General features: G+C 72.7%; 19 protein-coding genes and 3 rRNA genes. 2 read left to right on the forward strand and 20 right to left on the reverse strand.

The genetic code is table 11. The features are described from left to right. Positions 1 to 84: 84 nt before the first annotated feature. The 4 genes from recN to GOBS_RS14700 form a co-directional block, all read right to left on the reverse strand. Complete coding sequence (gene recN, locus GOBS_RS14685; RefSeq protein WP_012949050.1) at positions 85 to 1,917, reverse strand: DNA repair protein RecN; 1,833 nt, start codon at positions 1,915 to 1,917, stop codon at positions 85 to 87. Continuing rightward, positions 1,889 to 2,923, reverse strand: a complete 1,035-nt coding sequence (locus GOBS_RS14690; protein ID WP_012949051.1) for an NAD kinase — start codon at positions 2,921 to 2,923, stop codon at positions 1,889 to 1,891. Before GOBS_RS14690 ends, recN begins: the two co-directional genes overlap by 29 nt. 163 nt (positions 2,924 to 3,086) lie before the next feature. Beyond that, a complete protein-coding gene (locus GOBS_RS14695) occupies positions 3,087 to 3,884 on the reverse strand; it encodes a TlyA family RNA methyltransferase (protein WP_012949052.1) in 798 nt (265 codons plus the stop codon). Next, a complete protein-coding gene (locus GOBS_RS14700) occupies positions 3,884 to 4,156 on the reverse strand; it encodes a hypothetical protein (protein ID WP_012949053.1) in 273 nt (90 codons plus the stop codon). Before GOBS_RS14700 ends, GOBS_RS14695 begins: the two co-directional genes overlap by 1 nt. Before the next feature lie 212 nt (positions 4,157 to 4,368). On the opposite strand from GOBS_RS14700, the gene GOBS_RS14705 reads away from it, so the two are divergent. Further along, the gene (locus tag GOBS_RS14705; RefSeq protein WP_243697507.1) at positions 4,369 to 4,686 is read left to right on the forward strand and encodes an SCP2 sterol-binding domain-containing protein; all 318 of its coding nucleotides are present in this window, start codon (positions 4,369 to 4,371) and stop codon (positions 4,684 to 4,686) included. A gap of 197 nt (positions 4,687 to 4,883) precedes the next feature. Here the strand turns inward: GOBS_RS14705 and GOBS_RS14710 are convergent, their stop codons facing one another. Both GOBS_RS14710 and GOBS_RS14715 read right to left on the reverse strand, forming a co-directional pair. Further along, entirely contained in the window at positions 4,884 to 5,963 is a 1,080-nt protein-coding gene (locus GOBS_RS14710) for an HAD-IIA family hydrolase (protein WP_012949055.1), read from the reverse strand. Further along, on the reverse strand, positions 5,960 to 6,355 hold the full coding sequence (locus GOBS_RS14715) for a tetratricopeptide repeat protein (RefSeq protein WP_012949056.1): 396 nt from the start codon (positions 6,353 to 6,355) through the stop codon (positions 5,960 to 5,962). Before GOBS_RS14715 ends, GOBS_RS14710 begins: the two co-directional genes overlap by 4 nt. Positions 6,356 to 6,463: 108 nt before the next feature. Here GOBS_RS14715 and GOBS_RS14720 point away from each other — a divergent pair, with 108 nt between their 5' ends. Continuing rightward, positions 6,464 to 7,753, forward strand: coding sequence for a DUF1015 domain-containing protein (locus GOBS_RS14720; protein WP_012949057.1), 1,290 nt, complete (start codon positions 6,464 to 6,466; stop codon positions 7,751 to 7,753). Between the two features lie 8 nt (positions 7,754 to 7,761). Here GOBS_RS14720 and GOBS_RS14725 read toward each other — a convergent pair whose 3' ends face one another. The 14 genes from GOBS_RS14725 to argC form a co-directional block, all read right to left on the reverse strand. After that, positions 7,762 to 8,118, reverse strand: a complete 357-nt coding sequence (locus tag GOBS_RS14725; protein WP_012949058.1) for a single-stranded DNA-binding protein — start codon at positions 8,116 to 8,118, stop codon at positions 7,762 to 7,764. A 100-nt stretch (positions 8,119 to 8,218) separates the two neighbouring features. Continuing rightward, the gene (locus tag GOBS_RS14730) at positions 8,219 to 9,049 is read right to left on the reverse strand and encodes a tetratricopeptide repeat protein (RefSeq protein WP_049788304.1); all 831 of its coding nucleotides are present in this window, start codon (positions 9,047 to 9,049) and stop codon (positions 8,219 to 8,221) included. Positions 9,050 to 10,309: 1,260 nt separating this feature from the next. After that, positions 10,310 to 10,426, reverse strand: a 5S ribosomal RNA gene (rrf, locus tag GOBS_RS14740). A 132-nt stretch (positions 10,427 to 10,558) separates the two neighbouring features. Beyond that, a 23S ribosomal RNA gene (locus GOBS_RS14745) occupies positions 10,559 to 13,699 on the reverse strand. A gap of 533 nt (positions 13,700 to 14,232) precedes the next feature. Next, a 16S ribosomal RNA gene (locus GOBS_RS14750) occupies positions 14,233 to 15,755 on the reverse strand. Together the 16S, 23S and 5S rRNA genes form the textbook arrangement of a ribosomal RNA operon. 474 nt (positions 15,756 to 16,229) lie before the next feature. Further along, the gene (gene tyrS, locus GOBS_RS14755) at positions 16,230 to 17,504 is read right to left on the reverse strand and encodes a tyrosine--tRNA ligase (RefSeq protein ID WP_012949060.1); all 1,275 of its coding nucleotides are present in this window, start codon (positions 17,502 to 17,504) and stop codon (positions 16,230 to 16,232) included. A gap of 73 nt (positions 17,505 to 17,577) precedes the next feature. Further along, entirely contained in the window at positions 17,578 to 18,222 is a 645-nt protein-coding gene (locus tag GOBS_RS14760) for a DNA-3-methyladenine glycosylase (protein ID WP_012949061.1), read from the reverse strand. A gap of 5 nt (positions 18,223 to 18,227) precedes the next feature. After that, complete coding sequence (gene argH / locus GOBS_RS14765; RefSeq protein ID WP_012949062.1) at positions 18,228 to 19,688, reverse strand: argininosuccinate lyase; 1,461 nt, start codon at positions 19,686 to 19,688, stop codon at positions 18,228 to 18,230. Further along, on the reverse strand, positions 19,685 to 20,221 hold the full coding sequence (locus GOBS_RS14770; protein ID WP_012949063.1) for an arginine repressor: 537 nt from the start codon (positions 20,219 to 20,221) through the stop codon (positions 19,685 to 19,687). Before GOBS_RS14770 ends, argH begins: the two co-directional genes overlap by 4 nt. A gap of 49 nt (positions 20,222 to 20,270) precedes the next feature. After that, positions 20,271 to 21,215: an ornithine carbamoyltransferase gene (argF, locus tag GOBS_RS14775; protein WP_012949064.1), complete on the reverse strand. Its 945-nt coding sequence runs from the start codon at positions 21,213 to 21,215 to the stop codon at positions 20,271 to 20,273. Beyond that, on the reverse strand, positions 21,212 to 22,393 hold the full coding sequence (locus GOBS_RS14780; protein ID WP_012949065.1) for an acetylornithine transaminase: 1,182 nt from the start codon (positions 22,391 to 22,393) through the stop codon (positions 21,212 to 21,214). Before GOBS_RS14780 ends, argF begins: the two co-directional genes overlap by 4 nt. Then, positions 22,390 to 23,400, reverse strand: coding sequence for an acetylglutamate kinase (gene argB, locus GOBS_RS14785; protein ID WP_012949066.1), 1,011 nt, complete (start codon positions 23,398 to 23,400; stop codon positions 22,390 to 22,392). The genes GOBS_RS14780 and argB overlap by 4 nt, the downstream gene beginning before the upstream one ends. Beyond that, complete coding sequence (gene argJ, locus GOBS_RS14790; protein ID WP_012949067.1) at positions 23,397 to 24,548, reverse strand: bifunctional glutamate N-acetyltransferase/amino-acid acetyltransferase ArgJ; 1,152 nt, start codon at positions 24,546 to 24,548, stop codon at positions 23,397 to 23,399. Before argJ ends, argB begins: the two co-directional genes overlap by 4 nt. Next, positions 24,545 to 25,585, reverse strand: a complete 1,041-nt coding sequence (argC, locus tag GOBS_RS14795) for an N-acetyl-gamma-glutamyl-phosphate reductase (RefSeq protein WP_012949068.1) — start codon at positions 25,583 to 25,585, stop codon at positions 24,545 to 24,547. The genes argJ and argC overlap by 4 nt, the downstream gene beginning before the upstream one ends. Positions 25,586 to 25,637 lie beyond the last annotated feature (52 nt).

A 25,637-nucleotide genomic window follows, 5' to 3' on the forward strand; every position in this document is an offset into this window, starting at 1 on the left:
GGCTGCGGCGGTGCGACGTCGGTAGGGCACGACCCGGCCCTACCCCGCTCGTTCCGCCGTCACTCCTGGCTGCCGGTCCCTCCGCTACGCCGCCGCGCGTGCGGTCGCCGCCACGGCGAGCAGCTCCCGGGCGTGGGCCTGACCGGTGTCGCTGTCGGTCAGCCCGGAGAGCATCCGGGCCAGCTCGCGGACCCGGTCCTCGCCGTCGACGGCCCGGATGTCGGTGGCGGTCACGCCCGCTCCGGTGTCCGGGGACTTGTCGACCACCAGGTGGGTGTCGGCGAACGCCGCGACCTGCGCCAGGTGGGTGACGACGACGACCTGGTGCCGGCGTGCCAGCCGGGCCAGCCGCCGGCCGATCTCCCCGGCGGCCTGCCCGCCGACCCCGGCGTCGACCTCGTCGAAGACCATGACCGGCACCGGGTCGGCGCCGGCGAACACCACCTCGATGGCCAGCATCACCCGGGACAGCTCACCGCCCGAGGCCCCCTTGTGCACCGGGCGCGGCGGGGCGCCGGGGTGGGCCGCCATCAGCAGGGCCACCTCGTCGATGCCCTCCGGTCCCGGGGCGTCCGGGTCGCTCTCGACGGAGAAGGAGACCCGCGCGCTCTTCAACGCCAGCCCAGCGAGCTCCCGGCCCACCTCGGCGGCGAACCCGTCGGCGGCCGCCCGCCGCCCGGCCGACACCCGGGCGCCCAGGTCGTCGACCTCGGCCCGGGCCGCGTCGCGGGCGGCCTCGAGCGCCTCGAGGGCCTCGTCGGAGACGTCGAGCTCGTCCAGGCGGCGACGGGCGTCCTCGGCCCAGGCCAGGACGCCGTCCACGCCGTCGCCGACGTCGGCGTACTTGCGCACCAGGGCGGTGATCGCCGCGCGGCGGTCCATCACCTCGGCCAGCCGGGCGGGGTCGGCGTCGAGGTCGGCGACGTAGCTGGCCAGCTGACCGGCGACGTCGGACACCACGGCGATCGCGTCGTTCAGGTCCTGGGCGAGCATCACCAGGGTGGGGTCGTCGGAGGCGGCCAGCGCCCGCTCCGCGATCGCCAGCGCGGCGCTGGCGTCCTGCGGCAGGTCCTCGCCGAGGTCGCCGGTGACGTCGCCGACCAGCGCGGTGCGGGCCTCGTCGGCGGCCGCGCGCAGCGCGTCGGCGTCGCTGAGCCGCCGCGCCTGCGCGTCCAGCTCGGCGTCCTCCCCCGGCTGCGGGCCCGCCGCCTCGATCTCCTCCAGCCCGTGGCGGAGGACGTCGGCGGCCTGGGCCAGCTCCCGCGCCTGACCGCGGCGGCGCTCGAGGTCGCCGGCCAGCTGCCGCCAGCGGGTGTACGCCTCGCGGTAGCGGTCCAGCAGCTCCAGGTGCGCGGTGCCGGCGTAGCGGTCCAGGGCCCGGCGCTGCTCGGCCGGACGGGACAACCGAAGCTGGTCGCTCTGCCCGTGCACCGCCAGCAGGCCCTCGGCCAGCTCGGCGACCACGCCGACCGGCACGCTGCGCCCGCCGAGGTGGGCACGCGAGCGGCCCTCGGCGCTGACCGTGCGCGCCAGGATCAGCGTGCCGTCGTCATCGGGGTCGGCGCCGGCATCGGCCGCGCGCTCCCACACCGGGGAATCGGCGGGCAGCGCCAACCGGCCCTCGACACCGGCCCGCCCGTTGGCGCGCACCCGGCCGGGGTCGGCCCGCCCGCCGAAGAGCAGCGTCAGGCCGGTGACGACCATCGTCTTGCCCGCGCCGGTCTCCCCGGTCACCACGGTCAGGCCGTCGCCGAGTTCGAGGGTGACGTCGTCGATGGCGCCGAGCCCGCGGATGCGCAGCTCGGTCAGCCGGCCCAGCGACGTCCCGCCGTCCGGTGGCGCGGCGACCGGCTCGACCGGCTCCGCCGTGCGGGCCAGCCGTCGGGTCTCACGCGTCGTCGTCCGTGTCGCCACCATGGCCCCCCTCCCCTCCGTCCCCGCGGACGTAACCGCGGGTCAGCACGTTGCGGTCCGGAGCCATCTCGTGGCCCGGGTCGTGCCGGCGCGCGTCGCGGAACCCGCGCACCGGCAGCCCGAACTTGGCCACCAGCCGGTCGCCGAACGTGGTCTTGTGCACCCGCGCGATGCGCACCGGCCGCGCGGCCCGGCGGACGTCGACCCGTCCGCCCTCGGGCACCTCCAGCGCGCGCCGCCCGTCGGCGGACACGCGGGCGCGGTTGCCGTCGGCCGGGATGGCGACGGTGAGCACCGAGTCCGGCGAGGTGACCAGCGGGCGGGAGAACAGCGCGTGTGCGTTCGACGGGACGACGAGCATCGCCTCGACGTCGGGCCACACGACCGGCCCGCCGGCGGAGAACGCGTAGGCCGTGGACCCGGTGGGTGTGGCGAACAGCACGCCGTCGCAGCCGAAGCTGGTGAGCGGACGACCGTCGATGGCCACGACCAGGTCGAGCACCCGCGAGCGCTCAGACTTCTCCACCGAGGCCTCGTTCAGCGCCCAGGTGCCGCCGACGACGGCACCGGTGGCGTCGAGGACGTCGACCTCGATCGCCAGCCGCTTCTCCACCGAGTACTCGCACCGCTCGATGGCGGTGAGCGTCTCCTCGACCGCCTCGGGCTCGGTCTCGGCGAGGAAGCCGACGCGGCCGAGGTTGACGCCCATCAGCGCGGCGTTGCTGTAGCGGGCGAGCTCGGCGGCGCGCAGGAAGGTGCCGTCACCGCCGAAGACCATGACGATCTCCGCGCCGCGGGCGGCCTCGGCGTCCGGGGGCACGACCTGCGCGCCCTCGATGCCGAGCGCGTCCGCCTCGTCCTCGAGCAGCCGGACGGTGATGCCGGCCTTGGCCAGCCGGGCGGCGGAGCTGCGGGCGAGCTCCACGATGTCGTGACGGCCGGTGTGCACGGTGAGCAGCACGTGCCGGTTTCCGCTGGGGGCCCAGACGGTGGGGCTGACCTCTGTCACGCTTCCTCCTTGCTGGCGCTCGTCAGTCGCGTGCCAGGCAGTGCTGTGTCCCTGGGCGACCTCGCACGCTCGGTCACTGGTCCTCCTCGGGAGCGGCCGCCGGCGGGGTGCCGGCGGCCGCGGTGCTGGGCGGCCGACGGGTCCTGGGTACCCACGCGGCGGCTCACGACGGTCCTTCTTCGACGGCGCGGCGCACGTCCTCCCCGCACGGCGGCCCGGCGTCGCGGCGCAGCCAGAGGAAGAACTCGACGTTGCCGGCCGGTCCGGGCAGCGGGCTGGCGACCACGCCCGCCGTCCCCCAGCCGATCTGGGCGGCGGCCCGCGCCACCTGCAGGACGGCGTCCTGCCGGTGCGCCGGGTCCCGCACGACGCCACCGGCGCCGAGCCGCTCGCGGCCGACCTCGAACTGCGGCTTCACCATGGGCAGCAGGTCGGCGGCGTCGGTGGCGCAGGAGGCGAGGGCGGGCAGCACCAGCCGCAGGGAGATGAACGACAGGTCGGCGACGACCAGGTCCACCGGGCCGTCGACCTGCTCGGCCGTCAGCGTGCGGGCGTTGGTCCGTTCGAGCACCCGCACCCGCTCGTCGGTCCGCAGCGACCAGGCCAGCTCGCCGTAGCCGACGTCGACGGCCACGACCTCGCGGGCCCCGCGGCGCAGCAGCACCTCGGTGAAGCCGCCGGTCGACGCGCCGGCGTCCAGTGCCCGCCGGCCCTCGACGGGGACCGGGAAGGCCTCCAGGGCGCCGAGCAGCTTGTGCGCGCCGCGGGAGACCCAGCTCGGCTCGTCGGGGTCGGTGCGCACGACGACGGGGGTGTTGGCGTCCACGCCGGTGGCGGGCTTGGTCGCGGCCCGTCCGGAGACGGCGACCCGCCCGTCGGCGATGAGGGCGACGGCGTGCTCCCGGGAGCGGGCCAGCCCCCGCCGCACGAGTTCCGCGTCGAGCCGGCTGCGGCGGACCATCAGAGCTGGTCGATCGTGCCGAGCTCGCGCTGCAGCCGGGCGTGCTCGGCCTCGAAGACCGCGACGTGCTCGGTCACCGGGCGCCGGTCGAGACCAGCGAACGGCGTGCCGTCGTCCGCGTCCGCCGGCTGGGCCTCGTCCGGCTGGGCCTCGTCCGGCTGCGTCTCGTCCGGCATCGCCGCGGCCGGCATCGCCGCGGCCGGGACCGGTGCCGCGCCACCCCACGGCCCGGGCCGGGGCGGCCCCGGTACCGGTCGGTTCGGCTCGGTCATCGCTGGCCTCTCGGGTGGACGGGCACGGCGCGGGAGGACGCCGGCGGGACCTCGGGGACCGGCGGCCCGGGCGGTGCCGGGTGCTGGTCCCCCGGCCCGCGAGGGTACCGGCCGGGGCCGACGCACACGGGTCGCCGGCGGGCGCTAGCGTTCGGCCGCCCGGTCCCCCGACGCGATGGAGGCGTGCCCGAGTGGCCACGATGGAGCAGTGCATGACCGCCCTGGAGGGCATCCTCGGCGACCTCGCGGCCAAGCCTGCGGCGCAGGGCCTGGACCGGAGCCTGTCCTGTCGGCTGACCGACCTCGGGCAGCTCGTCCGCGGCCGGCTGGCCCGGGGTTCGGTCCGCGACCTGCGGGCCGAGCCCGACGGCCAGTCGCCGGAGAAGGCCGACATCCGGTTCACCATGACCAGCGACGACCTGGTCGCACTGACCGATGGCCGGCTCAGTTTCGGCCCGGCCTGGGCGTCGGGGCGGGTGAAGCTGGAGGCCGGCCTGCGCGACATGCTCCGGCTGCGCACGCTGCTCTGAAGGAGGGCCCTCCCGTCCCCACCGTGACAGGACCCCGCCCTCGCCTCGGAGGACCCCCTTGCCCCCGCCCACTCGCGAGTCCGCGGCGGGACCCTGCGAGTGCCCCATCAGTGCTCGGGGCGGTGCTTGGGACGGGGCCGGCGGCGGGCCGCTGCACGAGGGCGATGCCCACCCACCGGCCCCGACCCCCGCGGACGTCAGGAAGGCAACACCCAGCGCCGCAGCTCGGCGGCGGCAGCCTCGTCGGCAGCAGCGACCCGCGCCGGTGCGGCCGTGTCCGGATACCGGGCCCAGTGCGCGACGCACAGCGCGCGCAGCCCGTCGAGCCCGTCGGCGCCGGCGGCCGCACCGGCCACGTGCCGGCCCAGGCGCAGCGGACCGTCCCCGGCCCCGGACCGAGCGGACCACGCCCCGCAGCGCCACCCTCCGTCGTCCGCGACGACCGCGGGGTGGGTGGTGAGCAGGCCGGCGGCATCCGGGGCGAGCAGGTCGGGCCGCTGGTCCGGACCGGCCGCCAGCAGGGTCGCCGGATCAGTCACGCCGGTGAGGACGAGCAGGGTCGCCGCGCCGGCGCGGCGACCACCCTCGACATCGGTGTCGAGCCGGTCGCCCACCACCAGGGGCCGTCGCGCTCCGGTGCGCCGGACGCACTCGGCGTGCATGGCCGGGTCGGGCTTGCCGGTCACCAGCGGGCGCCGGCCGGTGACGGCGCTGACCACACCCACCAGCGCGCCGTTGCCGGGCAGGGGCCCCCGCGGGGAGGGGATGGTGGCGTCGGCGTTGGTGGCCACGTGCTCGGCGCCGTTGCGGACCGCCACCACGGCCTCGGCCAGCTCGGTCCACCCGACGTCGCGGCCGTAGCCCTGCACGACCGCGAGCGGCTCCTCCCCGGCGTCGGTGACCACGGTGAGCCCCGCGGCCCGGAGCGCTGCGGCCACCCCCGGGCCGCCGACCGGCAGGACGCGGGCGCCCGCACCGAGCCGCTGGACGACGACCGTGGCCGCCGCCTGCGAGCTGGTGATCACCTCCGGGGCGCGGGCGGGGACGTCGAGAGCAGTGAGGTGCCCGGCGACCTCCTCCGGCGTCCGGGACGCGTTGTTGGTGACGAAGCCCAGCCGCATGCCCGCCGCCCGCGCGGTCGCCAGCGCCTCGGGCACGCCGGGCACCGCCTCGGGGCCGACGTAGACGACGCCGTCGAGGTCGAGCAGCGCGACGTCGTACTCCCGGCAGGGTGGCTCCGCAGCACCGATGGACAGCGGGACCGGGGCGCCGTTCACGAGGTCTCCCCGCCGCGGCGGGCACGCACCCCGCGCAGCGCGCGCGAGTAGTGCCCCAGGTCTGGCCGCATCGCCACGGCGAGGGCCAGGTGCTCGGCGGCGAGGTCGAGGTCGCCCGCTCGGCTGGCCGCGAGGCCCAGACCGAACTGGGCGTAGTCGTCCGCCGGGTTGCGGACGGTGAGCTCGCGGAACGTCCCGACCGCCTCGGCGTAGCGGCCGGCGTCGTACTGGGCGCGGGCCAGCGCCTCCAGCAGGCTGCGCGATCCGGGCTCGGCCGCCGCGGCGCGGGCCAGGATCGTCGCTGCCGCTGCCGGATCACGGTTGGCCAGCAGCTGCAGCCCGCGCTGGTACCAGTCGTAGACGTCGCCGTCGGGCACCCCCGCGTCAGACACCGCTGCTCCCTCGATCCGGGTGCCTCCGGGCGGTGTTGTCGTCACCGGCTTGCTCTCGCAGCCCGCGACGCCCACCGTCCGGAGCGCACCGCTCCTACGATCCCCGTCGTGCGCTCGACGTCGGACTCCCCGTACCCGGAAGCTGCGACGGGGCTCGAGGTCCGGCCCTTCCGCGCTCTTACGTACCGACGACGAGACCCCGGCCACCTGGCCCGGGTGAGCTCGCCAGCCTACGACCTGGTGACCCCGGAGGGCCGGGACCGTCTGATCGCCGCCGACCCGCACAACGTCGTGCGCCTCATCCTGCCCGGGGTCGCGTCCGGAGTGGACGGCTCGGGCGGCGACGGGCTGCGCCGGTCGGTCGCCGGAGCTGCCGGGATGCTGCGGGACTGGGAGCAGGCCGGAGTGCTCGAGCGCGACGCCGAGCCGGCACTGTGGGTCTACGCGTTGAGCCCGGCGGACGGCGCTCCGGACACCGTCGGCTGGCTGGCCGCGGTCGAGCTCCCGCCGGCCGGCTCGCGGGCCGTACTGCCCCACGAGGACACCTTCCCCGGTGCCGTGGAGGGACGCCGGGCGCTGCTGGAGGCCACGGCGACCGACCTGGAGCCCATCGTGCTGGCGCACGACCCGCACCCGGGTCTCCCCGCGCTGACCGTCGCAGCCCAGGACGGCCCGCCCACGCTCGAGGTGACCGAAGCCGACGGTGTCCGGCACGCCCTGTGGCGGGTGGCCGACCCGGCGCTGACCGGCCCGGTCACCGCCGCGCTCGCCGACACCGAGGCGGTCATCGCCGACGGGCACCACCGCTTCGCGGCGGCGCGGGCGCACGGTGCACGCGCCATCCTGGCGCTGGTCACCCCCATGGGACCGGGCGGGCTGCGGGTGCACCCGATCCACCGGGTGGTGCCCGACCTCGCCCTCACCGAGGCGCTCGCCGCGGCCTCGGCCGGCTTCCGGGCGACCGAGCTGCCCGTGGGCGCCGGCGGCCCCGCCGAGACGGTCCAGCGCTGGATCACCGCTCCCGGCGGCGCGGGTCTGCTCGTCAGCGACGGATCGCGAGTGGTCCGGCTGGACTCCCCCTCGGCCGACGTGCTCGACGCCGTGCCCGCCGAGGCCCCGGAGGCATGGCGCGGACTGGACGTCGTGCTCGTCCACCACGGTCTGGTGCACCGGCTGTGGGGCCGCACCGACGACGGCGGAGCCGTCCTCATCGCGCACGGCATCGACGAGGCGCTGGCCGGCGCACGCAGCCGCCACGGCGTGGCGGTCCTGCTGCGGGCGCCCTCGCCGGCCGACGTCGCCGCCGTGGCCCGCGCCAACGCCCGCATGCCGCGGAAGTCGACGCTGTTCGTCCCGAAGCCGCGGACCGGTTTGGTGCTGCGGCCCCACGGGGACTGACCGGCCGCTCACGCGGTACGGACGTCGGCCCCTGCGGACCGCGGCACCTTGCGTCCGCGCCGGCAGTTCACCTCGGTCATCGACGTGGTGCCGGTCGCGGTCCGCCAGAACCGGCGCTGCAGGGCGCCCTCCACCTCGACGACGTCACCGGCCTGCCACGCCGTGACCCGCTTCTGCAGCGCGCGGTCGTAGGTGATGCACGGCAGCGTGTCGGTCGACCGCCCCCGGGTCTGTGGTCCGGGCCGGCGTACCACCAAGCGGAAGCTGACCAGCGTGTCCCCGCTGGGCAGGGTCCGCACCTCGGCCGGGGCAGAGAGCCTCCCGCGGAGCACCACGTCGTTCCGGTCGATCACAGCCACGCTCATGACGGGCAGCCTCGCCGTCCCGCCACGGCCGGAGCAGGTCCGTCGGCGACCTGTGGACCGCGGGCACCGGTGTGGACGACGCCGCGCCCGCTGTCGGCGGTCAGTGCTCGGCGGCGGCCTCCGCGGCAGCGGCGTCCTCGGGCTCGTCGGTCTCTCCCAGCAGTTCGGCGACCTCGGCCTCGACGTCCTCGTGGAAGTCGTAGGCGCCCGACTCGTCTCCGTCGTCGTCCGAGCCGGCGTCGTCGCCGGCGTCGTCGCCGGAGTCATCGTCGCCGCCGGAGTCGTCGTCCGCGTCCGACGGCGCTCCGCCGACCGGTGTCTCGGCAGCCTCGACCGCCGGGGCGACGTCGACCACCGGCAGCTCCTCCTCGGAGAACTCGACGTCGGACTCGTCCGGGGTGTGGGCAGCCACCGCGGCGTGCCACTCGGCCGCGAGGGCGCTCTCGCCGGCGGCCTCGAGGATGTCGGCATAGGCGGCCGAGACCCGCAGCACCGCGGGATCGGTCCAGTCGACCGAGTCCGGGCGGGGGCGCCCGCCGAGGACGCCCTCCAGCACGAGACGGGCCGCGGACAGCTCATCGAGGTCCTGGCGGGCACCCGCCTCGACCAGGCGCAGCTCGACGGTCTCCTCGGTGTCCGGGTGCTCGGCCAACGCCTCGCGCACCAGCCGCAGCGCGACCTCGGGACGCCCCAGGGCCCGCTCGCAGTCGGCGAGCACCGCCCGGTACCCGGTGTCGCCGCTCATCCGGCGGTAGGCCCGCAGCTCACGAGCGGCCTCGGCGTAGTCCCCGGCGTGGTACGCGGCCACGCCGACGGCCTCGCGGACGACGGCGATGCGCGACGCCCGGTCGCGGGCCGCCCGCGCGTGGGCCAGCGCCTCCTCGGGCTGGTCGTCGACGAGCGTCCCGGCGACGACCAGGTGGCCCGCCACCCGCTGGGCGTTGCGCGGGTCGAGCCCGCGCAGCGCCGCGCGTATGGACTGGTCCAGCTCCCGCGGGTCGGCCCAGTCGGGGATCTCCGGACCCGCGGGCGCGGGCGGGGTGCGCTCGCCGCTGCGGGGCGGCCGCTGACCATGCTCCGGGCGCCCGCGGCGGTCGTCGCCGGGACGGCGGTCACGCCAGTCGCTCCGCTGTCCGCCGGGCCGGCCCTCGCGGGACTGCCACTCACCATGCGACCCACCAGGGCGTTGCGGACGTCCCTCGCGCCGGTCCGGGGCGACATCGGAACGTCCGCCACGCGGACGGTCGCGCCACCCCGTCTGCTCCCCCTGCGGCCGCTCCCCTGCCGACCGGCGGTCCTGCCAGGTGCTACGCGCCGGACGCTCCCCCTGCGGCCGCTCCCCTGCCGACCGGCGGTCCTGCCAGCTGCCGCGCGCCGGGCGCTCCCCCTGCGGCCGCTCCCCTGCCGACCGGCGGTCCTGCCAGCTGCCGCGCGCCGGGCGCTCCCCCTGCGGCCGCTCCCCTGCCGACCGGCGGTCCTGCCAGCTGCCGCGCGCCGGGCGCTCTCCCTGGGGTCGCCGATCATCCTGGCCCGCGCGGTCGTCCCGACCTCGGTCAGCCGACGGACGGCGGTCCCGCCAGTCCGATCGGCCTACCGCCGGACGGTCTCCCTGCGGTCGCCGGTCATCCCGGCCCGGGCGGTCGTCGCGACCCCGGTCAGCCGACGGGCGGCGGTCCCGCCAGTCCGATCGACCTGCCGCCGGGCGGTCTCCCTGCGGCCGCCTGTCCTGCCACTCCCTGCGCGGTGCTCCGGCGTTCGAGCCGGCGTCGCGCTGCGGGCGGCGGTCCCGCCAGTCCTGCCGCGAGCCACCTTCGCCCCGGCTGCCCGCTTGCCCCTGGGGACGGCGCTGCGGCCGGTCTCCCTCGGGACGACGCTCCTGCCAGCTGCCTCCGCGGCCGTCCTCCGACCGACCACCGGCCGGCCGGCGTCCCTGCCAGGAGCCCTGCGCGTCGCGCCCGGAGGACGCCCCACGGGCACCCGCACCTCGTCCTTGCGGACGGCCCTGCCCGGAGCCGCCGCGGCCTCCTCGGGGTCCCTGTCCGCCGGTACCGCCGGCGCCTCGTCGCGGTGAAGTCATGAGCGTCTCCGTACCTCAAGAGTGGGGGCAGCACGCGCAGCGCCGCGAGAAGTGTCCGGAAACGACAGAACGGGGGTCAGAGCACGTGGCTCTGACCCCCGTTCTGGAGTGGTTGTCCGGCGGTGTCCTACTCTCCCACCCCGTCTCCAGGGCAGTACCATCGGCGCTGAGAGGCTTAGCTTCCGGGTTCGGAATGGGACCGGGCGTTTCCCTCTCGCCATGACCGCCGTAACACTGTGAACGAGACAAACCAGGCGTGTTCCCCGGTTGGTGCGTTCAGAACCGCACAGTGGACGCGTTGGATGTCACGCATTGCTCTTCGACCGCATTCCCGCACACGCGTGTGGGGGTGGTGGTGGTCGTGTGGTCAAGCCCTCGGCCTGTTAGTACCGGTCAGCTCCACACCTCGCGGTGCTTCCACCTCCGGCCTATCAACCCGCTGGTCTGGGCGGGGGCCTTACCCCATTGACTGGGTGAGAGACCTCATCTTGAAGCGAGCTTCCCGCTTAGATGCTTTCAGCGGTTATCCCTGCCGAACGTAGCCAACCAGCAGTGCACCTGGCGGTACAACTGGCACACCAGAGGTTCGTCCGTCCCGGTCCTCTCGTACTAGGGACAGCTCTTCGCAAGTCTCTTACGCGCGCGGCGGATAGGGACCGAACTGTCTCACGACGTTCTAAACCCAGCTCGCGTACCGCTTTAATGGGCGAACAGCCCAACCCTTGGGACCTACTCCAGCCCCAGGATGCGACGAGCCGACATCGAGGTGCCAAACCATCCCGTCGATATGGACTCTTGGGGAAGATCAGCCTGTTATCCCCGGGGTACCTTTTATCCGTTGAGCGACACCGCTTCCACATGCCGGTGCCGGGTCACTAGTCCCAGCTTTCGCTCCTGCTCGACCCGTCGGTCTCACAGTCAAGCTCCCTTGTGCACTTGCACTCGACACCTGATTGCCAACCAGGCTGAGGGAACCTTTGGGCGCCTCCGTTACATTTTGGGAGGCAACCGCCCCAGTTAAACTACCCACCTGACACTGTTCCTGATCCGGATCACGGACCGAGGTTAGACATCCAATTCGACCAGAGTGGTATTTCAACGGCGACTCCACGAACACTGGCGTGCTCGCTTCACAGTCTCCCACCTATCCTACACAAGCCGAACCGAACACCAATATCAAGCTGTAGTGAAGGTCCCGGGGTCTTTCCGTCCTGCCGCGCGTAACGAGCATCTTTACTCGTAGTGCAATTTCGCCGAGCCTGTGGTTGAGACAGCTGAGAAGTCGTTACGCCATTCGTGCAGGTCGGAACTTACCCGACAAGGAATTTCGCTACCTTAGGATGGTTATAGTTACCACCGCCGTTTACTGGCGCTTGAGTTCTGAGCTTCGCACACCCGAAGGCGCACTAACCCGTCCCCTTAACGTTCCAGCACCGGGCAGGCGTCAGTCCGTATACATCGTCTTACGACTTCGCACGGACCTGTGTTTTTAGTAAACAGTCGCTTCTCACTGGTCTCTGCGACCCCCCTCCGCTGCCCCAGGCACGCTGGTTGACGGGAAGGGGTCCCCCTTCTCCCGAAGTTACGGGGGCATTTTGCCGAGTTCCTTAACCACAGTTCGCTCGATCGCCTCGGTATTCTCTACCTGACCACCTGAGTTGGTTTGGGGTACGGGCCGCTCGGAACTCGCTAGAGGCTTTTCTCGGCAGCATAGGATCATCCCATTCACCGCAATCGGCTATGCGTCAGGCCTCACCCTGAATGCGCCACGGATTTGCCTATGGCGCGGGCCACACCCTTGCACCGGTACTACCACTCACCGGTAGGACTACCTTCCTGCGTCACCCCATCGCTTGCCTACTACCAGTCCGGATCCCGCGCTAGTCCCCGCATCCGATCCTCGAAAGAACCAGACCGCGGGTGTTCGGGCGGTTAGCATCGCTGGGTTCAGCATGGGCGTTCCTTCGCGGGTACGGGAATATCAACCCGTTGTCCATCGACTACGCCTGTCGGCCTCGCCTTAGGTCCCGACTCACCCTGGGCGGATTAGCCTGGCCCAGGAACCCTTGGTCTTCCGGCGGGGGAGGTTCTCACTCCCCTCTCGCTACTCATGCCTGCATTCTCACTCGCGTGGCGTCCACGGCTGGATTCCTCCGCCGCTTCACCCGCCACACGACGCTCCCCTACCCACCCCAGCCCCTGGCCGGCGCCTCGAAAGGCGACGACGGGGACGTGCTGGAGTGCCACGGCTTCGGCGGTGTGCTTGAGCCCCGCTACATTGTCGGCGCGGAACCACTTGACCAGTGAGCTATTACGCACTCTTTCAAGGATGGCTGCTTCTAAGCCAACCTCCTGGTTGTCTCTGCGATCCCACATCCTTTTCCACTTAGCACACGCTTAGGGGCCTTAGCCGATGATCTGGGCTGTTTCCCTCTCGACTACGAACCTTATCGCCCGCAGTCTCACTGCCGCGCTCTCACTTACCGGCATTCGGAGTTTGGTTGACGTCAGTAACCTTGTGGGGCCCATCAGCCATCCAGTGCTCTACCTCCGGCAAGAAACACGCGACGCTGCACCTAAATGCATTTCGGGGAGAACCAGCTATCACCGAGTTTGATTGGCCTTTCACCCCTACCCACAGCTCATCCCCCAGGTTTTCAACCCTGGTGGGTTCGGTCCTCCACGCGGTCTTACCCGCGCTTCAACCTGGCCATGGGTAGATCACTCGGCTTCGGGTCTAGAGCACGCGACTGACTCGCCCTGTTCGGACTCGCTTTCGCTACGGCTACCCCCCACGGGTTAACCTCGCCACGTACCACTAACTCGCAGGCTCATTCTTCAAAAGGCACGCAATCACCGTCACCCGAAGGTGATCAGGCTCTCACGGCTTGTAGGCACACGGTTTCAGGTACTATTTCACTCCCCTCCCGGGGTACTTTTCACCTTTCCCTCACGGTACTCGTCCGCTATCGGTCACCAGGGAGTATTCAGGCTTAGCGGGTGGTCCCGCCAGATTCACACCGAATTCCACGGGCTCGGTGCTACTTGGGAAACACGTTCGGGAGGTGCAGCGTTTTCGTGTACGGGGCTCTCACCCTCTACGGCGACCCCTTCCAGAGGCCTTCCACTAACGACAGCACTTTCTCACTCCCCGCAGGTGCGGCAGCACCTGCAGAACGGTCCCACGACCCCGCTCCCACAACCCCTGCCGGGTATCACATGGAAACGGTTTAGCCTCATCCGCTTTCGCTCGCCACTACTCACGGAATCACGGTTGTTTTCTCTTCCTGTGGGTACTGAGATGTTTCACTTCCCCACGTTCCCTCCACACGCCCTATGTGTTCAGGCGCGGGTCACACCACATGACTGGTGCGGGGTTCCCCCATTCGGACATCCTCGGATCAACGCTCGGTTGGCAGCTCCCCGAGGCTTATCGCAGCCTCCTACGTCCTTCATCGGCTCCTGGTGCCCAGGCATCCACCGTGTGCCCTTAACAACTTGGCCACACAACTACAACAAACCCCACGCCCAACACCTGCCACGCACCGCCTCCCCGGAAGGGAAAGACACCACGTGACCGGCGCTCGCGCGCGGGCCTGCAATCAAAGAAGATGCTCGCGTCCACTGTGCAGTTCTCAACGACCAACCGGCCACCATCCGGCACCCGCCCCGCCAAACCCCACCGACCCCATCCCCGCACAGGGGAGGAGACGGCGGGTGGTACGAGGACCCGGACGGCCCCGACCGAGACAACCACCCCCCACCGGCGAACGATTCCCGTCCACCCCGGGGGGCCCGCTCCCTCAGGACCCAACAGCGTGCCTACCACCGGTCATCCCCGCCGCCACCCCGTTCCCCACGAGCCCCCGAAAGGACCCGCCGTACTAGAAGCGGCAGCCAGGCTGCCGGCCGAACTGGTCAGCGTTCCACCCTCGAGCACTGCCCCGAACACCCGCGGCCCCCCACAGGCGGGAAACCATCACGGTCCGAGCGCAGCTCTGGACCACCACACGCATGTGGCGGCCAGTGCTCCTTAGAAAGGAGGTGATCCAGCCGCACCTTCCGGTACGGCTACCTTGTTACGACTTCGTCCCAATCGCCGATCCCGCCTTCGACGGCTCCCTCCCACAAGGGGTTGGGCCACCGGCTTCGGGCGTTACCGACTTTCGTGACGTGACGGGCGGTGTGTACAAGGCCCGGGAACGTATTCACCGCAGCGTTGCTGATCTGCGATTACTAGCGACTCCAACTTCATGGGGTCGAGTTGCAGACCCCAATCCGAACTGAGACCGGCTTTTTGGGATTCGCTCCACCTTGCGGTATCGCAGCCCTTTGTACCGGCCATTGTAGCATGTTTGCAGCCCTAGACATAAGGGGCATGATGATTTGACGTCATCCCCACCTTCCTCCGAGTTGACCCCGGCAGTCTCCCATGAGTCCCCACCATCACGTGCTGGCAACATGGAACGAGGGTTGCGCTCGTTGCGGGACTTAACCCAACATCTCACGACACGAGCTGACGACAACCATGCACCACCTGTGCACGGCCCTTACGGACCCCGCATCTCTGCGAGATTTCCGTGCATGTCAAGCCTAGGTAAGGTTCTTCGCGTTGCATCGAATTAAGCAACATGCTCCGCCGCTTGTGCGGGCCCCCGTCAATTCCTTTGAGTTTTAGCCTTGCGGCCGTACTCCCCAGGCGGGGCGCTTAATGCGTTAGCTGCGGCACGGAGACCGTGGAATGGCCCCCACACCTAGCGCCCAACGTTTACGGCGTGGACTACCAGGGTATCTAATCCTGTTCGCTCCCCACGCTTTCGCTCCTCAGCGTCAGTTGTTGCCCAGAGACCCGCCTTCGCCACCGGTGTTCCTCCTGATATCTGCGCATTTCACCGCTACACCAGGAATTCCAGTCTCCCCTGCAACACTCAAGTCGGCCCGTATCGACTGCAGGCCCGGAGTTGAGCTCCGGGTTTTCACAGCCGACGCGACCAACCGCCTACGAGCTCTTTACGCCCAATAATTCCGGACAACGCTTGCACCCTACGTATTACCGCGGCTGCTGGCACGTAGTTGGCCGGTGCTTCTTCTGCAGGTACCGTCACCTCACGGCTTCGTCCCTGCTGAAAGAGGTTTACAACCCGAAGGCCGTCATCCCCCACGCGGCGTCGCTGCGTCAGGCTTCCGCCCATTGCGCAATATTCCCCACTGCTGCCTCCCGTAGGAGTCTGGGCCGTGTCTCAGTCCCAGTGTGGCCGGTCACCCTCTCAGGCCGGCTACCCGTCGTCGCCTTGGTAGGCCACTACCCCACCAACAAGCTGATAGGCCGCGGGCCCATCCCCAGCCGGAAACCCTTTCCACCACCAGACCATGCGGCCAGCGGTCACATCCGGTATTAGCCCCAATTTCTTGGAGTTATCCCAGAGCCGGGGGCAGGTTGCCCACGTGTTACTCACCCGTTCGCCACTGATCCCCCACCGAAGCAGGTTCACCGTTCGACTTGCATGTGTTAAGCACGCCGCCAGCGTTCGTCCTGAGCCAGGATCAAACTCTCCGTAGATGCTTGAACCAGGCCGAGAACCGAGAACTGGACGCTCTCGATATCCATCAACCCAAAGAAACCCACAAAAAGGGGTTTGTTACTTGGCACTGACTTTCGGCACGCTGTTGAGTTCTCAAGGAGCGGACGCTCGCGACACCCGGCCTGGTGGGCCTTCGATCGCGGCGGCTGTTCCACGTTACGCCGCTCTCTGTGTCCGTCAAGCGGCGGGTCCAGGACCCGGGCTCGGCGCTCGGAGCGGCGGTACCCAGCACAACCGGCGACCCCCGGGTGGTGTTCCCGGAGCCCGCTCAGCGGCTGGGCAGGCGGCGCCCGGTCCGACCTGCGGGGCGGCGACTCGTCTCCGCGTCCCGCTCCGGTCTCGCCCGGCGCAGGGAGAAAGTTACGTGGGTGTCGTCCGGGCTGTCAAACCGGTGCGGCGTGACGACCGACACCCGTCCGGAACGGCGCCGTAACACGCCGTTGACCTGCGGCTCAGGCGCGCTGGACGCCGGCGACCGAGCGCTTGCCGCGACGCAGTACGAGCCAGCCGCCCGGGAGCCAGTCCTCCTCCCCCGGTACGGCCTCGGCGTCGGTCACCCGCTCGTTGTTCAGGTAGGCGCCGCCCTCCTTCACCGTCCGGCGGGCCTCCGAGAGGCTCGAGACCAGTCCGGTCTGCTGCAGCAGGGCGGCGACGGTCGGGGTCCCGCCGTCCACGGTCACGCTGCCGGCCTCCCGCAGGGCGGCCCCGAGCGTCTCCGGGCCCAGGGCCCGGAGGTCGTCCCGGCCGAACAGCGCCCGGCCGGCGGCCTCGGCCTGGCGGAGCTCGTCCTCGCCATGCACCAGGCGGGTGAGCTCCTCGGCCAGCGCACGCTGGACCGCACGGGCGGCCGGGCGCTCCACGGACTCGGCGACCAGCGCCTCGACCTCCTCGGCCGGGCGCTCGGAGTACAGGGGCAGCCAGGCACGGGCGTCGGCGTCGTCGGCGTTGAGCCAGAACTGGAAGAACGCGTAGGGCGGGGTGAGGGCCGGGTCCAGCCAGACCGTGCCGCCCTCGCTCTTGCCGAACTTCGTCCCGTCGGACTTGGTGACCAGCGGGGTGGACAGCGCGTGCACCGTCGCCCCCTCGGTCCGGCGCACCAGGTCGATGCCGGCGGTGAGGTTGCCCCACTGGTCCGAGCCGCCGGTCTGCAGCGTGACGCCGTGCCGCCGGTACAGCTCGCGGTAGTCGTTGGCCTGCAAGATCTGGTAGCTGAACTCGGTGTAGCTGATACCGGCCTCGGAGTTCAGCCGGGCGGCGACCGCCTCCTTGGCCAGCATCCGGCCCACGCGGAAGTGCTTGCCGAGCTCGCGGAGGAAGTCGATCGCGCTCAGCGGCGCCGTCCACTCCAGGTTGTCGACGTAGACCGGCGCCTCGAGGCCCTCCCGCTCCGCCGGGACCTCGAGGAAGGGCGCGACCTGGGTGCGGATGCTGTCCACCCAGCCGGCGACGGTCCCGCGGTCGTTGAGCTGCCGCTCGGCGGTCGGCCGCGGGTCGCCGATGAGGCCGGTCGCGCCACCGACCAGGACGACGGGCCGGTGCCCGGCCCGCTGCAGCGCCCGCAGCACCGTGAACTGCAGCAGGTGGCCGACGTGCAGGCTGGGCGCGGTCGGGTCGAAGCCGGCGTAGTAGGGAACCGGCCCGGCGGACAGGTGGGCGCGCAGGGCGTCCTCGTCGGTGCTCTGGGCGATGAGCCCGCGGCGGTGCAGCTCGGAGATCACGTCGGTCACGGGTCCATCCTCGCTGGCGCTCCCCGGCCGCGTGCCCGGGGTGCTCCGTGCACGCGGAACCCCGTGGGCCCGGTCACCGGTCCCGATCCTGCCCGGCGGTCCTCCGGCGGGGCTTCCCACCCGGGCGGAAGGCGCTCACCGACGCCGCACCGGTCTCCCAGAACCGCCACGGCAGCTCGGTGGCGACGCTGATCCCGACCCGCGGCCCGGCCGAGACCTGTGCCGGTGGGTCGCCACGGTGCAGCCGCACGGAGGACGACGGGTCGAGCAGGTCGGCGTCCTTGTCGTCGGGCCCGATCGCCAGGGCCTGCGTGAGCCGTGCCGGTCCGCGGGCGAGGTCGCGGGCGGCCTTCGCGGCGGGACGGCGGGAGGCGGCCAGCTCCTCCCCTGCCACGACGTCCCCGGCACGCAGCAGCACCGCCGACCCCTGGCCCTCCGCGCCGACGACGACGTTGGCGCACCAGTGCACGCCGTAGCTGAAGTAGACGTAGAGCCGCCCGGGCGGGCCGAACATGACCGCCGCGCGGGGCGTGGGACCGCGGTGGGAGTGCGCCGCCGGGTCGGTGCCGTCGCCGGCGTAAGCCTCGACCTCGGTGAGCCGCAGCGCCACGCGGCCGGCCGGGCGGTCGGTGACCAGCCAGCACCCGAGCAGCGTCGGCGCCACGGCGTCCGACGGGCCGAGCAGCTCCTCGGGTGTCAGCAGCGGCCCGGGCACCACGTCGCTCAGAGGGCCGCCGCCACGGGCGAGGACGACGCCCACTGCGCGTGCGACCGGGCCAGCGACCCGAGGGTGTCCAGCTGCTCGGCGACCCGCTCGGGCGCCGTCCCCCCGCGGGCCTTGCGCGCGGCCAGCGCGCCGCGCACGGAGAGCACCGCGCGGACGTCGGGCGTCAGCTCGGGCGCGACCTCGACGAGCTGGGCGTCGGAGAGCTCGTCGAGCTCGAGGCCGCGCTGCTCGCAGTAGGCGACCATCGCACCGGAGATCTCGTGCGCCGAGCGGAACGGCACGCCCTGGCGGACCAGCCACTCGGCGACGTCGGTGGCCAGCGCGAAGCCCTGCGGCGCGGCCGCCTCGAGCACCTCCGCGCGCAGGGTCAGCGTCGCGACCATCCCGGTGACCGCCGGCAGCAGCAGGAGCAGCTGCTCCATGGAGTCGAAGACCGGCTCCTTGTCCTCCTGCAGGTCGCGGTCGTAGGCCAGCGGCAGGCCCTTGAGCATCGTCAGCAGGCCGGTCAGGTTGCCGACGAAGCGGCCGGACTTCCCGCGGGCCAGCTCGGCGATGTCGGGGTTCTTCTTCTGCGGCATGATCGACGACCCGGTCGCCCAGGCGTCGTGCAGGCGCGCCCAGCCGAACTCGGTCGACGTCCAGAGCACGACCTCCTCCCCGAGCCGGGAGAGGTGCACGCCGAGCAGCGCCGCGGCGAAGCAGAACTCGGCGGCGAAGTCGCGGTCGCTGACGCCGTCGATGGAGTTGTCCGAGGCGCGGTCGAAGCCCAGCTCGGCGGCGACGGCGTCGGGGTCCAGCGGCAGCGACGAGCCGGCCAGCGCGCCGGAGCCGTAGGGGCTGACGGCGGTGCGGCGGTCCCAGTCCTGCAGCCGGTCGACGTCCCGGGCGAACGCGTGCGCGTGGGCGAGCAGCTGGTGGGCGATGAGCACCGGCTGGGCGTGCTGCAGGTGGGTCATGCCGGGCGCGGCGACGTCGCGGTAGCGGTCGGCCAGCTCCACCAGGGCGGACTCCAGGGCGGCCAGCTCGCCGACGAGGCCGCGCACGGTGTGCCGGAGGTAGAGCCGCAGGTCGGTGGCGATCTGGTCGTTGCGGCTGCGGCCGGCGCGCAGCTTGCCGCCGAGCGCACCGAGCTTCTCGGTGAGGCCGCGCTCGAGCGCCTCGTGCACGTCCTCGTCGGACTCGATCGCCGTGAACGTGCCGGCCGCGACCTCGGCGGAGAGCTCGGTGAGCGCGCCGACCATCTGCTCGAGCTCGTCGTCGGTGAGCAGCCCGGCCCGGTGCAGGACGCGGGCGTGCGCGCGGGACCCGGCCAGGTCGTAGGGGGCCAGCTGCCAGTCGAAGTGCGTGGACCTGGACAGCGCAGTCAGGGCGTCCGATGGTCCTCCGCCGCCGAAGCGGCCGCCCCAGAGCCGGGTGTGGGACGAGGGCGGGGCGACGGCGGGGTCGGCCGGGCTCACGGTGCGGTGTCCTCCAGGTCGGTTCCGGGCTCGTTCGTCGGGGCCGGGGCCCGCTCGGCCAGCGCGCGCAGCCGGTCGGCCAGGGCCGCTCCCCCGTCGGGACGGCGGGACACGACCAGCAGAGTGTCGTCCCCGGCGATGGTGCCCAGCACGTCGGGGAGGCCGACCTTGTCCAGGGCGGAGGCGAGGAACTGCGCCGCGCCGGGTGGGGTGCGGACGACGGCGAGGTTGGCGCTGCCCTCGGCGGAGGTCAGCAGGTCGCCCAGCAGCCGGGTGAGCCGGGCCGGCGCGGCCTGCGCGGGGCGCAGCGGGGCGTTCTCCGGCGGCACCACGTAGGACGCCGGGGCGCCGTCCGACCCCCGCAGCTTGACCGCCCCGAGCTCCTCCAGGTCCCGCGACAGCGTGGCCTGGGTGACCTCGATGCCCGACCCGGCGAGCAGCGCGGCGAGCTGGGTCTGCGAGGTCACCGGCTGGGCCTGGATGAGCTCGCGGATGCGGGCCTGGCGGGCCGAGCGGGTCAGGGCCGTCGTCACCGCCGCCCCCGAGATCGTCGGCGCACGGGCCGACCCGGCGCGCGGGTCGTCACGCGTGCTCCAGCAGCCAGATGAGGACCGCCTTCTGCGCGTGCAGCCGGTTCTCCGCCTCGTCCCACACGGCGCTCTGCGCGCCGTCGATCACCGACGCGGCGATCTCCTTGCCGCGGTAGGCCGGCAGGCAGTGCAGGACGACGGCGTCGTCGGCGGCCCGGGCGAGCGCGGCCTCGTCCACCGCGTAGGGCAGGAACGGCGCGATGCGGGCGTCGTACTCGTCCTCCTGGCCCATCGAGACCCAGGTGTCGGTGACCAGCACGTCGGCGCCGTCGGCGGCGGCCGCGGCGTCGTCGGTCCAGCGCACCGAGCCGCCGGTCCCCGCGGCGATCTCCCCGGCCCGCTTGAGCACCTCCGGCGAGGGCTGGAAGGACTCCGGTGAGCCGATGCGCACGTGCATGCCGGCCGTGGCACCGCCGAGCAGGTAGGAGTGCGCCATGTTGTTGGCGCCGTCGCCGAGGTAGCTCATGGTCAGCCCGGCGAGGGTGCCCCTGCGCTCGGCGACCGTCTGCAGGTCGGCGAGGATCTGGCAGGGGTGGTACTCGTCGGTCAGCGCGTTGACCACCGGCACCCGGCTGACCGCGGCCATCGCCTCGATCCGGTCCTGGCCGAAGGTGCGCCAGACGATCGCGGCGACCTGCCGGTCGAGCACGCGGGCGGTGTCCTCGACCGACTCGCCGCGGCCGAGCTGGCTGGCACCGCCGTCGACGACCAGCGGGTACCCGCCGAGCTCGGCCACGCCCACGGAGAAGCTCACCCGGGTCCGGGTCGAGGGCTTGTCGAACAGCACCGCGACCGCGCGGGGCACGCCGTTCGGGGCCCGCAGCGGGGTGGGCGCGGCCTCGGTGTGCCGGGTGCGCTTGAGCTCGGCGGCCAGCGCCAGCACCTCGGCCTGCTCGGCCGGGCCGAGGTCGTCGTCCCGCAGGAAGTGCCGGGTCACTGCTGCGCCACCGCGTCCAGGGCTGCCGGCAGGGCGGCGACGAAGGCGTCGACCTGCGCGTCGGTGAGCACCAGGGACGGCGCCAGCCGCAGCACGTCCGGGGCGACGGCGTTGGCGAGGAACCCGGCCTCCCGCAGCCGGGCCTCGAGTGCGGCGGCGACCCGCGCGGTGAGGACGACGCCGAGCAGCGCGCCCTTGCCGCGCACGCCGGAGACGCCCGGGTGGCCGAGGCCCTCGATGCCGGCGGTGAACCGGTGCTCGAGCTCCTTGGCCCGCTCGAGCAGCCCCTCGTCGCGGATGGTGTCGAGGACGGCGAGCGCGGCGGCCGCGGCGATCGGGTTGCCGCCGAAGGTGGAGCCGTGCGAGCCGGCGGTCATCAGGTCCGCGGCGTCCCCGAAGGCCAGGGTGGCGCCGAGCGGCAGCCCGCCGCCGATGGCCTTGGCCAGGGTGACCACGTCCGGGGCCACGCCGTCGGCCTGGTGGGCGAACCAGTGCCCGGTGCGGCCGGTGCCGGTCTGCACCTCGTCGACGGCGAACAGCGCGCCGGATGCCTCGGCGGTCCGCGCGGCGGCGGCGAGGTAGCCGGGCGGGGCCGGCTGCACGCCGCCTTCGCCGAGCATCGGCTCGAGCAGCACCATCGCCGTCCGGTCGGTGACCGTGCCGGCCAGCGCCTCGCTGTCGCCGTAGGGCACGAACCGGACGCCGCCGGGCAGCGGGGCGAACGCGTCGGCCTTGCCCGGCTGGCCGGTGAGCGCGAGCGCGCCCATGGTCCGGCCGTGGAAGGAGCCCTCGGCGGTGACCACCTCGGTGCGCCCGGTGAGCCGGCTGAGCTTGAACGCGGCCTCGTTGGCCTCGGCGCCGGAGTTGCAGAAGAACACTCGGCCGGGCCGGCCGGCGAGCTCGAGCAGCCGCTCGGCGAGGGTGATCCCGGGCTCGTGCATCGCCAGGTTGGAGACGTGACCCAGCGTCTGCGCCTGCTTCGTGATCGCCTCGACGACCCGGGGGTGGGCGTGGCCGAGGATCGTCGTCGCGATGCCGCCGAGCAGGTCGGTGTACTCGCGGCCGTCGACGTCCCACACGGTCGCCCCCGCGCCGCGGGCCAGGGCCACCGGCGGGGTCTTGTAGTTGTGCATCATCACGGCCGACCAGCGGGTGGCCAGCTCCTCCGTGTGGGTCATGCCGGCTCCTCTCCGGTGGTGGCGCGGGCCGGGACCACCATGGTCCCGGTGCCCTCGGACGTGAACATCTCCAGCAGCAGGGCGTGCGGGGTGCGGCCGTCGACGACGGTCGCCCGCTTCACCCCGCCCTCGACCGCCCGCAGGCAAGCGGCCATCTTCGGGACCATCCCCGAGTCGAGGGTCGGCAGGATCTCGGCCAGCTCGCCGGCGTCGATCTGCTGCACCAGCGAGTCGCGGTCGGGCCAGTCGGCATAGAGCCCCTCGACGTCGGTGAGCACGACGAGCTTCACCGCGCCGAGCGCGACCGCGACCGCCGCGGCGGCGGTGTCGGCGTTGACGTTGTGCACCACGCCGTCCGCGTCGGGTGCGACGCTGGCGACCACGGGGATGTGACCGGCCTCGAGCAGGGCGGTGACGGGTGTCGGGTCGACCGCGGCGACGTCGCCGACCAGGCCGATGTCGACCTGCTCGCCGTCGACGGTCGCGGTGGTGCGCTCCGCGGTGAACAGGCCGCCGTCCTCGCCGGAGAGGTGCACCGCCATCGGCCCGTGCTGGTTGATCAGCCCGACGATGTCGGGGCCGACCTGCCCGGTGAGCACCATGCGGACGACGTCGACGGTCTCCGGCGTGGTCACCCGCAGGCCGCCGCGGAACTCGCTGGGGATGCCCAGCCGCCCGAGCATCTCGGTGATCTGCGGGCCGCCGCCGTGGACGACGACGGGGAGGATGCCGCAGGTCCGCAGGAAGACCATGTCCTCGGCGAAGGCCCGGCGACAGTCCTCGTCGACCATCGCGTGGCCGCCGTACTTGATCACCACGACGTTGCCGTGGAACTCCTTGAGCCACGGCAGCGCCCCGGTCAGGACGGCGACCTTGCGGGCGTCGCCCTCGGGGTCGTAGGTGCGCATGACCCGGCTGGTGCCGATCCGCTTGCGGACGGCGGGCACCGTGGGCGGCGCCTCGTCGACCCGGACGTCCGGGGGGGTCGGGTCCTGGGGCGCGCTCACGTGGAGTACGCCGAGTTCTCGTGCACGTAGGCCACGGACAGGTCGTTCGTCCAGATCGTGGCCTGCTCGCCGCCGGCGCCCAGGTCGACGTCGATGGTGATCTCCCGGCCGGTGAGGTCGACGCCTTCCCGGGGGTCGCCGATCGCGCCGCCCCGGCAGACCGTGACGCCGTTGATCGTCACGTCCACCCGGTCGGGCTCGAAGGCGGCGTCGGTGGTGCCGATCGCGGCGAGCACCCGGCCCCAGTTGGGGTCGTTGCCGAACAGCGCGGTCTTGAGCAGGTTGTTGCGGGCGCAGGCGCGGCCGGCGGTCAGGGCGTCCTCGACGCTGGCCGCATTCCGGACCGTGATGGCGATGTCCTTGGTCGAGCCCTCGGCGTCGGCCAGCAGCTGCATCGCCAGGTCGGTCGCCGCGGCGGTCAGCGCCTCGGTGACCTCCTCGGCGCTCGGGGTGACCCCGCTCGCGCCGTTGGCCAGGACGATGACCGTGTCGTTGGTGGAGAGGCAGCCGTCGGAGTCGACCCGCTCGAAGCTCACGCTGGTCGCCTGCTTCAGCGCGGTCTGCAGGGTGGCGGCGTCGACCACGGCGTCGGTGGTGAGGACGACGAGCATGGTGGCCAGGCTCGGCGCCAGCATGCCGGCGCCCTTGGCCATGCCGCCGACGGTCCAGCCGTCGCGGGCCTGCACCGTCGTCTTCGGGACGCTGTCGGTGGTCATGATCGCGCGGGCGGCGTCCGGTCCGCCGTCCTCGCTGAGCGCCTCCACCGCGGCGGTGACGCCGGCGGTCAGCTCGTCCATCGGCAGCCGGACGCCGATGAGGCCGGTGCTCGCCACGGCGACGTCGATCGCCCCGATGCCGAGCTCCGCGGCGGCGTGCTCCGCGGTGGCGTGGGTGTCCTGGAACCCCTCGGGCCCGGTGCAGGCGTTGGCGCCGCCGGAGTTGAGCACGACCGCCCGCGCGCGCTCGCCGGCCAGCACCTGGCGGCTCCAGAGCACCGGCGCGGCCGGGAAGCGGTTGGTGGTGAAGACGGCCGCGGCGGCGTCGTCCGGACCGGTGTTGAGGACGACGGCGACGTCCGGGGCGCCGCTGGACTTGAGCCCGGCGGCGACGCCGGCGGCGGAGAACCCCTGCGGGGCGGTGACGCTCACGGGGCCACCCCCACGACGGGGAGGCCGGTGACCTCGGGCAAGCCCAGGGCGAGGTTGGCGCACTGGATGGCCGCTCCCCCGGTGCCCTTGGTCAGGTTGTCCACCGCGGCGACCACAACGAGCCGGCCGGCGTCGGGGTCGATGGCGACCTGCAGGGCGACGGTGTTGGCGCTGAGCACCTGGGCCGTCGTGGGCCACTGCCCCTCGGGCAGCAGGTGCACGAACGGCTCGTCGGCGTAGGCCTTCTCGTAGGCGGCCCGGGCGGCGGCCTCGTCGGTGCCCGCGGCCAGGGGTGCCGAGCAGGTGGCGAGGATGCCCCGGCTCATCGGCACCAGGGTCGGGGTGAAGCTCACGGTGACGGGTGCGCCGGCCGCCTGCGAGAGGTTCTGCACCATCTCCGGCGTGTGCCGGTGCACCCCGCCGACACCGTAGGCGCTGACCGAGCCCATGACCTCGCTGCCGAGCAGGTGCGGCTTGGCCGACTTGCCGGCGCCGGACGTGCCGCTGGCCGCGACCACGACGACGTCGGGCTCGACCAGGCCGGCGGCCAGCGCCGGGGCCAGCGCCAGGGTGACCGAGGTCGGGTAGCAGCCGGGGACGGCGATCCGCCGGGCGCCCGTGAGCTGCTCCCGTTGGCCGGGCAGCTCGGGCAGGCCGTAGGGCCAGGTGCCGGCGTGCTCGGAGCCGTACCAGCGGGCCCACGCCGCCGGGTCGTTGAGCCGGTGGTCGGCGCCGCAGTCGATGACGAGCGTGTCGTCGGGCAGCTGCGCGGCGATGGCGGCGGACTCCCCGTGCGGCAGCGCCAGGACGACGACGTCGTAGCCGGCGAGGTCCGCTGCACCGCTCGGCCGGACCTCGAGGTCGGCGTAGGGCAGCAGGTGCGGCTGCAGCTCACCCAGGCGTCGGCCGGCGCTCGAGTTGGCGTGCACCCCGGCCAGCCGGAGGTACGGGTGCCCGGCGAGCAGCCGGCACACCTCTCCCCCTGCGTACCCGGTGGCGCCGGTGACCCCGACCGTCCACGTCTGCTGTCCGCTCACGATGCATGACCATACACCAGCCTGCATGACTGTTCATGGGTGGTCCATGGCC

The sequence above is a fragment of the Geodermatophilus obscurus DSM 43160 genome (assembly GCF_000025345.1).
Taxonomy (GTDB): Bacteria; Actinomycetota; Actinomycetes; order Mycobacteriales; family Geodermatophilaceae; genus Geodermatophilus; species Geodermatophilus obscurus.

Excerpts from the sequence above, each read along its gene's own strand:
- GOBS_RS14695 (WP_012949052.1), bottom strand. The coding sequence starts at position 3,884 with ATGGTCCGCCGCAGCCGGCTCGACGCGGAACTCGTGCGGCGGGGGCTG.
- GOBS_RS14780 (WP_012949065.1), bottom strand. The coding sequence starts at position 22,393 with ATGACCCACACGGAGGAGCTGGCCACCCGCTGGTCGGCCGTGATGATG.
- GOBS_RS14705 (WP_243697507.1), top strand. The coding sequence starts at position 4,369 with ATGACCGCCCTGGAGGGCATCCTCGGCGACCTCGCGGCCAAGCCTGCG.
- recN (WP_012949050.1), bottom strand. The coding sequence starts at position 1,917 with ATGGTGGCGACACGGACGACGACGCGTGAGACCCGACGGCTGGCCCGC.
- GOBS_RS14725 (WP_012949058.1), bottom strand. The coding sequence starts at position 8,118 with ATGAGCGTGGCTGTGATCGACCGGAACGACGTGGTGCTCCGCGGGAGG.
- GOBS_RS14700 (WP_012949053.1), bottom strand. The coding sequence starts at position 4,156 with ATGACCGAGCCGAACCGACCGGTACCGGGGCCGCCCCGGCCCGGGCCG.